Source organism: Streptococcus sp. F0442 (assembly GCF_000314795.2).
Classification (GTDB): Bacteria; Bacillota; Bacilli; order Lactobacillales; family Streptococcaceae; genus Streptococcus.
In genome coordinates this window covers 1,128,526-1,145,420 of sequence record NZ_KB373314.1, presented here as the reverse complement: position 1 = coordinate 1,145,420, position 16,895 = coordinate 1,128,526, and the positions used below count along the sequence as shown (strand labels likewise).

At 41.1% G+C, this 16,895-nt stretch carries 7 protein-coding genes; 6 read left to right on the top strand and 1 reads right to left on the bottom strand.

Going from position 1 to position 16,895, the window contains the following annotated elements; translation table 11 throughout:
• Positions 1 to 11: 11 nt before the first annotated feature.
• Positions 12 to 701 carry a gamma-glutamyl-gamma-aminobutyrate hydrolase family protein gene (locus tag HMPREF9186_RS05430; RefSeq protein ID WP_003002057.1) on the top strand — a complete coding sequence of 230 codons (690 nt, stop codon included), beginning with the start codon at positions 12 to 14 and terminating at the stop codon, positions 699 to 701.
• Between the two features lie 255 nt (positions 702 to 956).
• Here HMPREF9186_RS05430 and HMPREF9186_RS11755 read toward each other — a convergent pair whose 3' ends face one another.
• Positions 957 to 4,235, bottom strand: coding sequence for a SpaA isopeptide-forming pilin-related protein (locus HMPREF9186_RS11755; RefSeq protein ID WP_009731798.1), 3,279 nt, complete (start codon positions 4,233 to 4,235; stop codon positions 957 to 959).
• A gap of 437 nt (positions 4,236 to 4,672) precedes the next feature.
• Between HMPREF9186_RS11755 and HMPREF9186_RS05420 the strand changes: the two genes are divergently transcribed.
• The 5 genes from HMPREF9186_RS05420 to HMPREF9186_RS05400 all read left to right on the top strand — a co-directional run.
• Positions 4,673 to 5,119: a dUTP diphosphatase gene (locus HMPREF9186_RS05420; protein ID WP_009731797.1), complete on the top strand. Its 447-nt coding sequence runs from the start codon at positions 4,673 to 4,675 to the stop codon at positions 5,117 to 5,119.
• Entirely contained in the window at positions 5,070 to 5,636 is a 567-nt protein-coding gene (locus HMPREF9186_RS05415) for a histidine phosphatase family protein (RefSeq protein ID WP_442852216.1), read from the top strand. Before HMPREF9186_RS05420 ends, HMPREF9186_RS05415 begins: the two co-directional genes overlap by 50 nt.
• A 13-nt stretch (positions 5,637 to 5,649) precedes the next feature.
• Positions 5,650 to 7,011 (top strand): DNA repair protein RadA, encoded by a 1,362-nt coding sequence (gene radA, locus HMPREF9186_RS05410; RefSeq protein ID WP_083889996.1) that lies wholly within the window; start codon positions 5,650 to 5,652, stop codon positions 7,009 to 7,011.
• 135 nt (positions 7,012 to 7,146) lie between these two features.
• On the top strand, positions 7,147 to 7,641 hold the full coding sequence (locus tag HMPREF9186_RS05405; protein ID WP_009731794.1) for a beta-class carbonic anhydrase: 495 nt from the start codon (positions 7,147 to 7,149) through the stop codon (positions 7,639 to 7,641).
• 237 nt (positions 7,642 to 7,878) lie between these two features.
• Positions 7,879 to 16,895: SspB-related isopeptide-forming adhesin (locus HMPREF9186_RS05400; protein WP_009731793.1), on the top strand; the 9,017-nt coding region annotated here is incomplete at its 3' end.

The following is a 16,895-nucleotide window of genomic DNA, read 5'->3' as shown; positions in this document are numbered from 1 at the left end:
GAGGAATGAATATGTGCAGAACAATTGTTGGAGTATCCGCTAATCTCTGTCCGGTGGACCCAGAAGGGAAAAACCTTCATTCCTCCGTATCTAGTCAGTTTGCAGAAGGGATTCGTCAAGCAGGCGGGCTTCCAATGGTCATCCCGATGGGGGATCCTTCCTTAGTTAAGGACTATGTTGAAACGATTGACAAATTGATCTTAAGTGGGGGCCAAAATGTGGACCCGAGTCTTTATGGTGAAGAAAAAACGATCGAGAGCGACGATTACAATATCGAACGGGACCAATTTGAGCTTGCCCTACTGAAGGAAGCGGTTCGCCAAAACAAACCGGTTCTAGGAATCTGCCGTGGGGTTCAGTTGATCAATGTGGCTTTTGGAGGAACACTCAACCAAGAGATCGAAGGGCATTGGCAAGGACTTCCGTTTGGGACTTCCCATTCTATAGAGACTAAAAAAGGTAGTGTGGTAGAGCAACTTTTTGGGCAGGCCAGTCGAATTAATTCCGTGCACCGTCAAAGTATCAAGGATCTCGCACCGAATTTCCGTGCGACCGCCTTTGATCCGCGCGATCACACCATCGAAGCCATTGAAGCAGTAGATGGTCATCGCATTATGGGCTTGCAGTGGCATCCAGAATACTTGGTCAATGAAGAAAAAGGGAATTTAGAACTCTTCCGTTATTTATTACAGGAATTATAAGAAAAAGAGAGGTTGAATTGGTATCAACCTCTCTTTTAGTGCACATAGGATATTTTACTCCATGTTTTCCTGACTCTTGTCGTGTGTGTTAACAGGCAAAAGACTAAAGATAGGGAGCTTTCCCAATGTATGTGTGAAAGAATAAGATAGGATATGTCCTGATTCACGATAGGCGATAGATAAAGACAACTACTATTTATCGCGTAAAAAAAACAGGTTTGTCTAGCGGGGCTAGAACAAAACCTGTTTTAGAAATTAATTTTCACGTTTTTTGTAAACCAAGGCGCTTCCAGCTACTGCCAAAGCAAGTCCTGCAGCCACTAGTCCCTCACTCACTGTTTCACCTGTAGAAGGAAGAGTATGTTTCTTCTCTTCTTTTGGTTGACTTCCAGAAGGCTTATCACCTTTTGGTTTGTCTGTTGATGGAGTAGTTGGTGGAGTTGGAGGAGTAGTTGGCGGGGTCGGAGGTGTCGGAGGAGTTAGTTCATTAACTACATTTCCTTTATCTACAACCAAGTCTGTAGCTTGTACATAGTCTTCCGCTGTGACAGTGATTGGATTCGTTAATAGTTGATAGCCAGTTGGTGCTGTTAACTCCTTGATGACATAATCTCTTGCTTCAAATCCTTTGAAGATGACAAGGCCATTGGCATCTGAGGTCGCAGTTGCTTGACCTTCGCCGTATGGGTTGGCAACTGGAGTTGTACCATCTGCCTCAAAGAGTCCAAAGACAGCTCCTGCAAGTGCTTTACCTTCTTTATTCACCTTATGCAATTGGATGTTGTAAAGTTTTAACTCAGGTTTGTCAACTGTCGGAGGAGTTGGTGGAATCGCAGTGAACGGTTTATTGACTACTTTTCCTTGATCAAGCACCTGGTCAGTTGAGGCAATCAATTGACTAGCTGAAACAGTAATTGCTTCTTCAGAAAGTTGGTAGCCTTCTGGAGCAGTGATTTCTTTCACAACATAATCCTTGGCTACAAGTCCTGTAAAGGTAACGAGGCCATTGGCATCTGAGGTCGCAGTCGCTTGACCTTCTCCATATGGGTTGGCAACTGGAGTTGTACCATCTGCCTCAAAGAGTCCAAAGACGGCTCCAACAAGTGGTTTTCCTTCATTGTTGACTTTATGTAATTGAATGCTATAAAGTTTCAATTCAGGTTTGTCAACAGTTGGAGGAGTTGGCGGAATTGAAGTGAATGGTTTGTTGACCACTGTTCCTTTGTCTACGACGAGGTTAGTCGCAGCTTTCAACTCGCTAGCAGAAACTTTAATCACATCTGTTGATAGTTGATAACCTTCTGGAGCTGTAAGCTCTCTCACTACATAATCTTTTGCTTCAAATCCTGTAAAGGTAACCAGACCATTGGCATCTGAGGTCGCGGTCGCTTGACCTTCGCCGTATGGGTTTGCAACTGGAGTTGTACCGTCGGCTTCAAAGAGACCAAATACAGCACCTGCAAGAGCATTTCCATCTGCGTTAGCTTTGTGCAATAGAATGTTGTAAAGTTTCAATTCAGGTTTGTCAACAGTCGGTGGTGTTGGTGGGATTGAAGTGGTTACCAATTTGTTAGTGAAGGATGTCTTATCGCCATATGTCACAGAAGCTTTGAGTGTATTGCTTGCATCATCTTTTGTGACAGTTACAGTCGCATCAATACTTCCTTCATCGTAGGTCATTCCTTTTGCTTTGCTTTCAGGAATGACTTCTTTAATCGTGTAGTGGAAGGTTTTTCCTGCGTCCTCTAATGAATATGAAATGTCATCAAAGGCTACCGTACCATCTGCAGCATTTTGTTTTGTTTGAAGAACTTTTCCGGTCTCATCCAACAATTGGAAATTGAATTCACCATTCTTCAATTCAGCACCTTCTAAAATCTTGCTAGCTGAAATTTTAGCTTTTGCTGGTTGAGGAGCCGTATAAGTATTTGAGAAGGTTTTATTATCTGGATAAGCCACATCTGCTTTCAGGTTGTCGCCATCTTTTTTCACCTTAACAGTTACTTGTTTATCAGTCTTGTCATAGGTAATACCTGGGGTATTTCCAGCTACTTCCTTAACAGTGTAAGTGTGTTCACCTTCTTCGGTGTACTCAATTGGTGCAAATGTTACTTTTCCGTTTTTGTTTGTAACAGTTTGAAGCTTAGTTGCACCCTCGTACAATTCAAAGCTGAATTCACCGTCTTTTAGATCACGACCGGTAAGAGTTTTATCAAGTTCGATGGTAGCTTTTGTTTCTTTTGGCTTATCTTTCGGATTTACAATTGTTTTCGTTACTGAATGATCAGCACCAAAATCTTCAACATTAACTTCTGTAACAGCATCCTTGATAACGTGACCTGAAGGGGCTTCAATTTCAGTTAAGATATATTTATCTTTTAAGAGTTTTCCAACAGCAATATTTCCATTTTCGTCTGATTCAAACTCACCGATAACTTGATTATTTGCTTGACGAACTACTTTAAATTTAGCACCCTTAAGTGGTTGATTCGCCTCATCTACTTTATGGATATTGATTGAGTAAACATAACCAAGACCAGCACCACCAGCAATTTGAACAGCAGCAGCATTAGTTACATTTTTGCTTTCAATACCTAGACCTTTAAGAGTTGCTTCATTTTTCAAGACTTCTCCGTCGGCAGGATCATAATTTAAACGAACTTTATAATTAATACGATACTGATCTTGATCTGTAATGTCACCTAAATCAATAACAAATGATTGACCATCTTCGCTAATTGTAATCTTATGCTGGTCTGTTACATCAACTCTATCAGAGAATACCCATTCACCAGTATCATATGAGAATTTACCTTTAATAATCTTAATGCTATCTTTTACGTAAGAAGCATTTGTAAATTGCAAGTGGTCCTCAATCGTTACACCTTTGATGTTTTGTTTTGTACGATTGACTGAAATAGTGTATTGGACCTCTCTTTTATCACCTTCATTAACCCAACTAGTCTTTGTTAAAAGATAAGGATTACCATCGCCAATACCAGTAAATGATACTTTACCACCAACTTTTGTTTCTTTGTTAATGGTGATTTCTATCGGAATTTCACCTTTTTGTGGGTGTTTTTTGAAATCTATACGAGCATAGAAGAAGAAATTTCCACTTGTATCTGAGTGTTTTTCAACATAATCTGTATAGGTAATTGTAATGGATTTATTGTCTGGGTTTACATCAGCATTCGCTATGATTTCATTTGTATTGATATCACGAATTTTAAAGGAAGCTGAAGTAATCATTAAAGCATCTGGAACTGTAACTACAGTTGAATCTCCTGCTTTAACATTCTTTCCAGACAAATCGTAATCAGCGTTAATTCGGAATGTTGCCCATTGTTGTAATTCCCAATCAAGGTTGCCACCTTCATTATTGGTAACTTTGATATTTTTGATCGTATCGACCAATTTTCCGCTAACGGTCACTCCAGGAGTTTCTGCTGAAGTGCGATTTAGACCTAAAGCGAAAAGCATGGCGACTAAACAAAGGACAAATGAGAAAATTTTAATATTTCTATTCTTCATCTTATCTTCCCTTTTCATAAAAAATTAGTGCCTAGTTATCAATGCCTGATTGCTCTTAAAGATAGGAACGTCCAAATCCTATCTGTTGGTAATAAGAATTGAGTGCTGAGACACGACCTCCATAAAATTATTTTATAGGGTAAAATATTTTACTTTTAAAATTATTCCCTACAAAGGGAATTATAGCAAAAATAATGAGTAGCTTCAAGCTAAAATTGATGAAATGAGGCAGGAATTACGAACTTTTAAGAGATTTCATCAACTTTTGTTCTCTTTCAGAAAATAACCACGAAAATACCAACCCATTTACAAAAAAGAAGGACGGAAAAGTAAGTTTTTATTGAAAGAATACGAATAGTAGAATTGAGGAGACGCTAGGGCAAAGTGATGGTATAATAGAAGAGATAGAAACATTTTAGAATGAAAGAGGAATTATGATGACAAAAATTCGTGGATTTGAACTTGTATCAAGCTATACCAATCAGGACTTGCTGCCAAAACGGGAGACGGCTCATGCGGCCGGCTATGACTTAAAAGTGGCAGAACGTACAGTGATTGCACCAGGAGAAATCGTCCTCGTTCCAACTGGGGTCAAGGCCTATATGCAAGCGGGTGAGGTGCTCTATCTCTACGACCGTTCTTCTAACCCTCGCAAAAAAGGCCTGGTCTTGATTAACTCTGTGGGTGTTATTGATGGAGACTACTATGGCAATCCAGGAAATGAAGGCCATATCTTTGCTCAGATGAAAAATATTACGGACCAAGAAGTCGTCCTTGAAGTTGGGGAACGCGTGGTTCAAGCTGTTTTTGCACCATTTTTAATCGCAGATGGAGATGAAGCAGACGGAGTTCGTACTGGTGGATTTGGAAGCACAGGGCACTGAGATGAAGATTATCTTTGTCCGTCATGGGGAGCCGGATTACCGTGAGTTAGAGGAACGTTCCTATACTGGATTCGGGATAGATTTGGCTCCCTTATCTGAGAAGGGGAGGAAACAGGCTCAGGACCTTTGCCAAAACCCCTTGTTCCAATCAGCTGATCTGCTAGTAGCTTCAGCAGTGACGCGAGCTTTAGAAACAGCTTCTTATCTGGCTTGTGCTACGGGCCTACCTTTGAGGGTAGAGCCATTATTGCATGAATGGCAGGTTTATGAAACAGGTATAGAGAACTTTGAAACAGCTAGATGTCTGTTTTTAGAAAACAAGGGGGAGTTGCTCCCAAATTCTCCTGTTCAATATGAGACAGCTGTAGAGATGAAGTCTCGTTTTCTAGAATGCATGGCTAAGTATCGGGAACATCAAACTGTGGTAGTTGTAGCCCATCGCATGCTCATTCGTCAATTTGTACCGAATGAAACCATTGATTTTTGCCAAGTGATTGAATGTGAGATAGAGATATAGAAAGAGGTTTATCATCGCAAAGAAAAAAACGACATTTATTTGTCAAAATTGTGCCTACAATTCACCCAAATATCTAGGGCGCTGTCCAAACTGTGGAGCTTGGTCTTCTTTTGTGGAGGAAGTTGAGGTTGCAGAAGTTAAGAATGCCCGGGTATCCTTGACGGGTGAAAAGACCAAACCCATGAAACTGGCGGATGTGACCTCCATCAATGTCCATCGGACCAAGACGGAAATGGAGGAATTCAACCGCGTCCTTGGAGGTGGAGTGGTACCAGGAAGTCTGGTCCTCATCGGGGGAGATCCAGGGATAGGGAAATCAACCCTGCTCCTTCAAGTCTCGACCCAGTTGTCTCAAGTGGGAACGGTTCTCTATGTCAGTGGCGAGGAGTCTGCCCAGCAGATCAAACTCCGTGCAGAGCGATTGGGAGATATCGATAGCGAGTTTTACCTCTATGCTGAGACCAATATGCAGAGCGTGCGTGCAGAGGTAGAGCGGATCCAACCTGACTTTCTTATCATCGATTCGATCCAGACCATTATGTCTCCTGAGATTTCAGGAGTACAAGGATCGGTTTCTCAGGTGCGAGAAGTGACGGCTGAACTCATGCAGCTGGCCAAGACCAATAACATCGCCATCTTCATCGTTGGCCATGTGACCAAGGAAGGAACCTTGGCGGGCCCGCGTATGTTGGAGCACATGGTGGATACGGTGCTCTACTTTGAGGGGGAGCGCCACCATACCTTCCGGATTCTGAGAGCGGTCAAGAACCGCTTTGGCTCCACCAATGAGATTGGGATCTTCGAGATGCAATCAGGTGGGCTGGTCGAAGTTCTTAATCCGAGTCAGGTCTTTCTAGAGGAACGCTTAGATGGGGCGACGGGTTCTTCTATCGTGGTCACCATGGAGGGGACGCGTCCAATTCTTGCAGAAGTACAGGCCCTGGTGACTCCGACCATGTTTGGGAATGCTAAGCGGACGACGACGGGACTTGATTTTAATCGAGCTAGCCTCATCATGGCAGTGCTAGAAAAACGTGCCGGCTTGCTCCTTCAAAATCAGGATGCCTACCTCAAGTCTGCAGGTGGTGTCAAACTAGATGAGCCTGCTATCGACCTGGCCGTAGCAGTAGCAATTGCCTCGAGCTATAAGGACAAGCCAACCAACCCGCAGGAATGTTTTGTAGGGGAGCTGGGCTTGACAGGAGAAATCCGTCGGGTTAGCCGGATTGAGCAACGGATCAATGAAGCGGCTAAGCTCGGTTTTACCAAGATTTATGTTCCGAAAAACTCTCTGACTGGGATCACGACACCATCGGGGATCCAAGTCATCGGTGTGACGACACTAAGTGAAGTCCTAAAAAAAGTATTTCAATAGAAGAAAAGGTGCTAAATGGAAAAGTTTAGAGCCTTTTTCCGATGTGACAAATACATGCAGATAGCACCTGACAGAAAAGAGAGGATATGGTAAAATAATAGATGGTTTGAATTTCAAAGGAATAAAGGAGAGACCGTGTCTTATTTTGATAATTTTTTAACAGCCAACCAAGCTTATGTGGCGTTGCATGGAGACCTCCGTCTACCGATTAAGCCAAAAACACAAGTCGCCATCGTGACCTGTATGGATTCCCGTCTTCACGTGGCGCCTGCACTAGGTCTGGCTCTTGGAGATGCCCATATTTTGCGGAATGCTGGAGGGCGCGTGACTGATGATATGATCCGCTCCTTGGTTATCTCCCAGCAGCAAATGGGAACCCGTGAAATTGTCGTCTTGCACCATACAGACTGTGGGGCACAAACCTTTGAAAACGAAGGTTTCCGGCAGCATCTCAAGAAAGAGCTGGGAGTAGATGTGGGAGATCGCGATTTCCTCCCCTTTCAAGACATTGAAGAAAGTGTCCGCGAGGATATGAAGCTTCTCAAGGCTTCCCCTTTGATTCCAGAGGATGTCATTATCTCAGGAGCTGTGTATGATGTGGATACCGGATTGATCTCCGAAGTGAAATAAAATAGAAGAGTCCAAGAAAATAACACAACTTTGTTTTCTCGGGCTTTTTTAATTGGTGTAAAAAAAATGACCCGGCTAGGAAAAAATGTGACAAAATGATTAAAAAATCGGTGTAAAATATGACAATTTTACAAAATTATGACATATTTATTTCGACACATTGATTCTCTGTGTCAATCATGTTACAATTTTATTTGTATCATGGAATCATGAAATATGAAAAAGGAGATCCTATAAATGAAGGATGTATTTAATAAGCGCCAGCGCTTTTCATTGCGAAAGTATAGCGTTGGGGTTTGTTCTGTTCTCTTAGGAACAGCGCTCTTTGCTGCAGGTGCCAATACGGCTTCTGCGGAGGAAACAACTGCCTCTTCAGGTGCGTCAACGTCAGCTTCGACGGAGTCTGCATCTGATAGCACAGTAGCAGCTGAAACAACTGCCTCTTCTACTGAAGCATCTTATAATGCTCCAGTAACAAATGTCGATCAAGCAAATACAAGTGCTGCGAAAGAAGTCTCAGAGCAATCTGAGACTAACAAAGCAGCAGATAAAGCTGAGGAAGCAGCAAAACCGGCTAAAGCTGAGGAAGCAGCAAAACCGGCTAAAGCTGAAGAAGCAGCAAAACCGGCTAAAGCTGAGGAAGCAGCAAAACCAGCTAAAGCTGAAGAAGCAGCAAAACCAGCTCCAAAAGCTGAAGCACCGAAAGCAACTGCAACACCAGCTAAAGCTGAAGAAGCAGCAAAACCAGCTGCTTCTACAAGCGCTGCAACTAGCGAAAGCTCAGAAGCAACAAGCGCAAGTGAAGCTGCAGCAGTAGCCCTCAATCCTAAAGCGCAGCCAGCTTCACTTCGTGGTACTGAAGCTCCTAAAGCAGATCAAGCAGCAGCTGAAGTTCGTAGCGCAGTACTTGACCGTGCAGCAACTGATATGACTAACGGTGGAGCTTTGGCAACGGGTCGTAGCCGTCGTGGACGTCGTGCCGCTACAGACCACAATAACGAGCCGGTTGCTGTAGCAACTTTCTTAAAAGACGGTGAAGTTGCTACACCTGATATGACGAATCCAAACGGTGCAACTGTTTCATCTCAACCTGTGCCAGCTGGTTACGCTGCTAAGGAAGGCGATGTCTATACTTATAGCATCGTAAACCTCACTCGCTTTAATGAACGTTACAATACAAACTACTACACACGTGCTTACAAGGGATTTAATGATTCTACTGATACTACTGTAGAATTAATTGATAAAAATACAGGTAATGTAGTAGAAACTAGAAAAATTACTGCATCTAGTGGTATTCAAAAATTCACTACTACTGCTACTGCATCTAGAGGAGAATTAACTTGGCAAGTTGATTACGATCCAGGTACAGGAACTGGTCCTGGTAAAACGGACCAACCATTTATTCAATATGGTTATGAAGTTGGAGCAAGCATCCAAGCTTTAGTAGCTCCAGGACACCAACTTACACCTGACGAACAAAAATTATACGATGCTGTTTATGCTGCTCGTACATCAACAGATATTATCAACGTTGTAGAACCAGCTTATAACGGTCGTACCATTACAGATACTAATGCTAAAATACCAGAAGCAATTAATAAAACAACTTACTATAAAGTAGTTGATAAAAACAACCCTACATTCAACGCTAATAAAACTGATGTAACGGTTCAAGATTATAAAGAAAATGGTAATGAAGTAGATTTAGCTAGATATTCAACTAAAGCTATGGAAGGGCAAAACTTCACAGCATCTGGAGAGCGTCAATTTGATGGTTACAAATTGTATCAAGCAGCTGATGCAAATGATCAATCAGGTTATGTAAGTCGCCCTTACAAAGTTGGAACTAAATTCATGGACGCTGAGCGTGCAGGAATTAAACGAATTAAAGAAATCGTAGGTGAAGATGGAACTGTAGTCGTTCGTGTTTATCTTCTAGATCCAAAACAACAAAGCAAACGTTCGGATGGTACCTTGAGCACCGATGGCTACATGTTGCTAGCAGAAACGAAGCCTATTAAACCTGGTGATTATAACAAACAAGAATTAAATGTTAAGAAATCACCTCTTCACACAATTCCTTTCACAGATAGTAAAGGTGTAACCTATGCAAATGGTAAGGAAGTTCCATTTGACTTCCAAAAAGCTGCAGGATATACACCGTATAAGACTGTCTTTGTTCCATTCTTGGGAGATAACATTGGTCACCTTTCTCCAAACGAACAATTAGTTCGTGGAGTAAATGGTATCGGTACAAACGTTGACTTGCTCAACTCATTGACACCATACAAGCAACCAATTTATTACTATGTCAAACAAGAACCAGTAACAGTCACTCCGGAAGTTGAAAAACAATTGGAAGGACGTGTGCTTGTTGATGGTGAATTCAGTTTCAAATTAACAGAAGAGAAGAGTACTCCTGACAAGCACGAAGAAACAGTTACCAATAAAGATGGTAAAGCTACATTTAGCAAACTTACCTTTAACAAAGCTGGTACTTATAAATACAAGATCACTGAACAAAAGGGTTCTGATACAAACGTTGACTACGATGCAATGACAGTTACGATGACTGTTACTGTAACTGAGAACGCTCAAGGTGATTTGCAAGCTAAAGTTAAATACAGTGCTGAAGGTGGATTCAAATCAAGTGATGAAGATAAAATCTTCAACAACTATGTTGTAGCGCCAGTTAAGACTAAGTTTGACTTCAGTAAAAAATTAGCTGGACGTGAACTTAAAGACGGAGAATTTAAATTTGTTCTTAAAGATGCAAATGGACAAGAAGTTGAAACGGTAGCTAACAAAAAAGATGGAACTGTAACATTTACAGAAATTTCATTTGACAACACTAAAGTAGGTACTCATACTTATACAGTAGAAGAAGTGATCCCTGCAACTAAAGAAGTAGGTATGACATATGACACGATGAAAGCAACCATCACTGTTGAAGTTGCTAAGAATGGTCATGCTCTTACAACTGTAACAAACGTATCATCAACTGGTGGTGTAGATGATAACGGAGCATCAACTGATGGTAAGGAAGATAAAGTATTCAACAACAAAATCACTCCTCCGGAAACACCAGAGTTCCAACCAGAAAAATTTGTACTTAACAAAGAAAAATTTGACCTAACAGGTACAAAATTAATGGACGATGACAATGAGCTTCAGGATGAGTACACAGAAACAAATGCAAATCCATATGCTGATCAAGTCAAGAACAATGAAGCAGAAAACATCAATACGAAGACTGTTGAGCGTGGTGATAAATTAGTTTACCAAGTATGGTTGGATACTAAGAACTTCACTGACAAAAACAACATCCAATCTGTTGGTATCTCTGATACTTACGATGCAGATAAATTGACTGTTAACACTGCTGACATTAAAGCATACGATAGTGTAACAGGAGTTGATGTAACATCTAAATTTGATATTACAGTAGCTAACGGAGTCATTACAGCGACATCTAAAGCTTCTATGAACAAATCTTTAGGTGATGCTGATAACACTCAAGTTATTGACACAACTAAATTTGCATTTGGTCGCTACTATAAATTCGATATCCCAGCGACTGTTAAAGCAGACGTTGCAGGTGGGGTAGACATCGAGAACAAAGCCAACCAAATCGTTCACGTTTACAACCCAGTAAGCAAATCTGTTGAAACTCCAGAAAAACCAACTCAAAAACGTGTGAACAGTGTACCAATCACTGCAGAGTTCAACTTCACAAAACGTTTGGAAGGTCGTGCGCTAACAGCTGGCGAATTTACATTTGAGTTGAAAGATAGCGACAATGTTGTGATCGCAACGGCAACCAACGATGCAGATGGTAAGATTAAATTCTCTCCAGTAGAGTACACAAATAAAGCTGGTGAAAAAGTCACTGCCCTTAAATACAAGAAGGGTCAAGAAGGTACTTACACTTACTCTGTAACAGAGGTGAAAGGTACAGACGCAACTGTCACTTACGATACAATGAAGGCAGAAGTAACTGTAACAGTATCTCACGACGGTACAGCTAAAGCATTGGTTGCTAACGTAACTGAACCAGCTGACAAAGAGTTCAACAATACCGTAACACCTCCAACAGAACCTAAGTTCCAACCAGAGAAGTATGTATTGAATACAGCTAAATACTCAATCACTGATAACAAACTTCTTGATGATGATGCTGAGTTGACTGATAAATATGGTGAAACAAATACTGATCCATATGTTGATAAAACAAACAACAATGAAGCAGAAAACATCAATACGAAGACTGTTAACCGCGGAGATAAACTCTACTATCAAGTATGGTTAGATACAACTAAATTCTCAGCAACTAACAAAGAAAACGTTCAATCAGTAGGAATTACTGATGACTTCGATGAAACAAAAGTTGATGTAGATGGTTCAGCAATCAAAGCATATGACTCAGTAACTGGTGACGATGTAACAAACAAATTCGACATCAAGGTTGAAAATGGTGTGATGACTGCAACTCTTAAAGCTGGCTTCACGAAGTCACTTGGCGATGCAGAAAACACTCAAATCATTGACACAACTAAATTCGCCTTTGGACGTTACTACAAATTTGATATCCCAGCAACAGTTAAAGCTGATGTACCAGGTGGATCAGACATCGAAAATACTGCAGCTCAAGTAGTCAACTACTACAACCCTGTAAGCAAAACTGTTGAAAAACCAAGCAAACCAACTGAAAAACGTGTAAATAACGTTCCAGTTGAAGTGGAATTCAACTTCACTAAACGTTTGGAAGGTCGTGAGCTTAAAGCTAACGAATTCAGCTTCGTATTGAAAGATTCAACAGGTAAAGTTGTTGAAACTGTAAGCAACGATAAAGATGGTAATGTGAAGTTCTCAGCTCTTACATTCAAGAAGGGTGAAGAAGGCGTTCACAACTACACTGTTGAAGAAGTTGCAGGAACAGATGCTACTGTGACATACGACACAATGAAAGCAACTGTAGCTATCACTGTTGAACACAAAGGTACAGCTAAAGTTTTAGTGGCTAAGCTTGGCGAAATCGCTGATAAAGAGTTCAACAACCGTGTAACTCCTCCAACAGAACCTAAGTTCCAACCAGAGAAATACGTTGTTTCTAAAGAAAAATACGATATCACTGGTGACAAGCTCGTTGACGATGATAGAGAGTTGGCAGACAAGTACGCAGATACAAATGCGAACCCATATGCGGACGATGCATCAAACAACGAAGCAGAAAACTTGAATACCAAGACTGTTGAACGTGGTTCTAAATTGGTTTACCAAGTATGGTTGGATACAACTAAATTTGATACAGCTAACAAGGACAACATCCAAACAGTTGGTATCTCAGATAACTATGATGAAGCTAAATTAAATCTTAATAAAGCTGACATCAAAGCCTATGACTCTGTAACAGGCGCAGAAGTAACAGATAAATTCGATATTACTGTGAACAACGGTGTGATCACTGCTAACTTGAAAGCTGGCTTCACGAAGTCACTTGGCGATGCAGAAAACACACAAGTCATCGACACAACTAAATTCGCATTTGGACGTTACTACAAGTTCGATATTCCAACAACAGTGAAAGACGATGTGGTAGCTGGTGCAGATATCGAAAATACTGCGGCTCAAGTTGTAAACTACTACAACCCAACGACTAAGAAAGTTGAAAAACCTGAAAAACCAACTGAAAAACGTGTAAACAATGTTCCAATCTCAGTTGAATTTAACTTCACTAAGAAATTGGAAGGTCGCGACCTTAAAGCTGGCGAATTCACATTCGAGTTGAAAGATAGCGACAATGTTGTGATTGCGACTGCAACCAACGACGCAAGCGGCAACTTCAAGTTCACTCCAGTTGACTACACAAACAAAGCTGGTAAAACTGTCACTGCCCTTAAATACCAGAAGGGTCAAGAAGGTACGTACACTTACACTGTAACAGAGGTTAAGGGTACAGATTCAACTGTTACTTACGATGAAATGGCTGCAGTTGTAACTGTTAAAGTAAGTCATGATGGTACTGCGAAAGCCTTGATCACAAACGTGACAGAACCTGCCGATAAAGAATTCAACAACCGTGTCACTCCACCAACAGAACCTAAGTTCCAACCAGAGAAATACGTTGTTTCTAAAGCGAAATTCGATATCACAGGTACGAAGCTCGTTGATGACGATTCTGAATTGACAGATAAATATGGTGAAACAAACACCAATCCATATGTCGATACAACTGCCAACAACGAAGATGAAAACTTGAATACTAAGACAGTTGAACGTGGTCAAAAACTTTACTACCAAGTATGGTTGGATACAACTAAATTTGACGCAAACAACAAAGACAACATCCAAACAGTAGGAATCACAGATAACTACGACAAGGATAAATTGACTGTTAATGCTTCAGATATCAAGGTTTACGATTCAGTTACTGGTGCAGATGTAACAACTAAATTTGATATCTCTGATAACAATGGTGTTCTGACAGCTAACCTGAAAGCAGGCTTCACTAAGTCACTTGGCGACTCAGAAAACACTCAAATCATTGATACTACTAAGTTCGAATTTGGACGCTACTATAAATTTGATATCCCAGCAACAGTGAAAGACGATGTCGTAGCTGGTGCAGATATTGAAAACAAGGCAGCACAAGTTGTTAACTACTACAACCCAGTAAGCAAGACTGTTGAAAAACCAAACAAACCAACTGAAAAACGTGTCAACAGTGTTCCGATCTCAGTAGAATTCAACTTCACTAAGAAATTGGAAGGTCGCGACCTTAAAGCTGGCGAATTTACATTCGAGTTGAAAGACAGCGACAATGTTGTGATCGCAACTGCAACCAACGACAAAGCTGGTAAGATCAAGTTTGCTCCAGTAGAGTACACAAATAAAGCTGGTGAAACTGTCACTGCCCTTAAATACAAGAAGGGTCAAGAAGGTACCTACAAGTACACAGTAGAAGAAGTTAAAGGAACAGACGCAACCGTTACATACGATACAATGAAAGCTGTCGTTACAGTTGAAGTTCGTCATGATGGTACAGCGAAAGCCTTGATCACAAACGTGACAGATCCTGCTGATAAAGAGTTCAACAATACTGTTCGTCCTCCAGAAGAACCTAAGTTCCAACCAGAGAAATATGTTGTTTCTGAAGAGAAATTCGATATCACAGGTGACAAGCTCGTTGATGATGATAAAGAGTTGGCAGACAAGTACGCAGATACAAATGCGAACCCATATGCGGACGATGCATCAAACAACGAAGCTCAAAACTTGAATACTAAGACTGTTAAACGTGGCGACAAGTTGGTTTACCAAGTATGGTTGGATACAACTAAATTCGACGCAGCTAACAAGGACAACATTCAATCAGTAGGAATCTCAGATGACTACGATGAAACGAAGTTGGAACTTGATTCTACTAAGATCAAAGCTTACGATTCAGTAACAGGTGATGATGTAACAGCTAAATTCGATATCGCTGTGAACAACGGTGTGATCACTGCAACCCTTAAAGATAGCTTCACTAAGTCACTTGGCGATGCGGACAACACTCAAGTGATCGACACAACTAAATTCGCCTTCGGACGTTACTACAAGTTCGACATCCCAACAACAGTGAAAGCTGATGTTCCTGGCGGAGTAGATATCGAAAATACTGCGGCTCAAGTAGTCAACTACTACAACCCAACGACTAAGAAGGTTGAAAAACCAAGCAAACCAACTGAAAAACGTGTAAACAACGTTCCGGTTGAAGTGGGATTCAACTTCACTAAACGTTTGGAAGGCCGTGAGTTGAAAGCGAACGAATTCAGCTTCGTATTGAAAGATTCAGAAGGTAAGACTCTTGAAACTGTAAGCAACGATGCATCAGGTAACGTTAAGTTCTCTAAACTTGAGTTCAAGAAAGGCCAAGAAGGCGTACACAACTACACTGTAGAAGAAGTTAAAGGAAGCGACGCAACCGTTACATACGACACAATGAAAGCGAATGTAACAGTCACAGTTAAACACGACGGTACTGCTAAAGTTCTGATCGCGACTGTAGGCGACATTGCGGATAAAGAATTTAACAACCGTGTCACTCCTCCAGAAGAACCTAAGTTCAATCCTGAAAAATATGTTGTTTCTGAAGCGAAATTTGATGTAACAGGTACAAAACTCGTTGATGATGACAAAGAATTGGCTAATAAGGTTGCGGATACAAACGCTAACCCATATGCGGACGATGCATCAAACAACGAAGAAGAAAACTTGAACACCAAGACTGTGAAACGTGGCCAAAAACTTTACTACCAAGTATGGCTTGACACTACTCAATTTGATGCAGCTAACAAGGACAACATCCAAACAGTTGGTATCACAGATGACTTCGATGAAACTAAGTTGACTGTGAATGCTTCAGACATCAAGGCATACGATTCAGTATCAGGTGCGGATGTTACATCTAAGTTTGATATCTCAATCTCTAACGGTGTAATCACAGCTAACCTCAAAGATGGCTTCACTAAGTCACTTGGTGATGCTGAAAACACTCAAATCATCGACACTACTAAGTTCGAGTTTGGACGCTACTATAAATTTGACATTCCAGCAACTGTGAACGCAGACGTTCCTGGCGGTGTAGATATTGAAAATACTGCGGCTCAAGTAGTTAACTACTACAACCCAACAACTAAGAAAGTTGAAAAACCAAGCAAACCAACTGAAAAACGTGTAAACAACGTTCCAGTTGAAGTAGAATTCAACTTCACTAAACGCTTGGAAGGCCGTGAACTGAAAGCGAACGAATTCAGCTTCGTTCTTAAAGATTCAAAAGGTAAGACTCTTGAAACTGTAAGCAATGATGCATCTGGTAACGTTAAGTTCTCAGCTATGTCATTCAAGAAGGGTGACGAAGGCGTACACAACTACACTGTAGAAGAAGTTAAAGGCTCAGACGCAACCGTTACATACGATACAATGAAAGCGAATGTAACAGTCACTGTATCACACGACGGAACAGCTAAAGTTCTGATCGCGAAAGTTGGCGACATTGCGGATAAAGAGTTCAACAACCGTGTAACTCCTCCAGAAGAACCTAAGTTCCAACCAGAGAAATACGTTGTTTCTGAAGAGAAATTCGATATCACAGGTGACAAGCTCGTTGATGACGATAAAGAGTTGGCAGACAAGTACGCAGATACAAATGCGAACCCATATGCGGACGATGCATCAAACAACGAAGCTCAAAACTTGAATACTAAGAC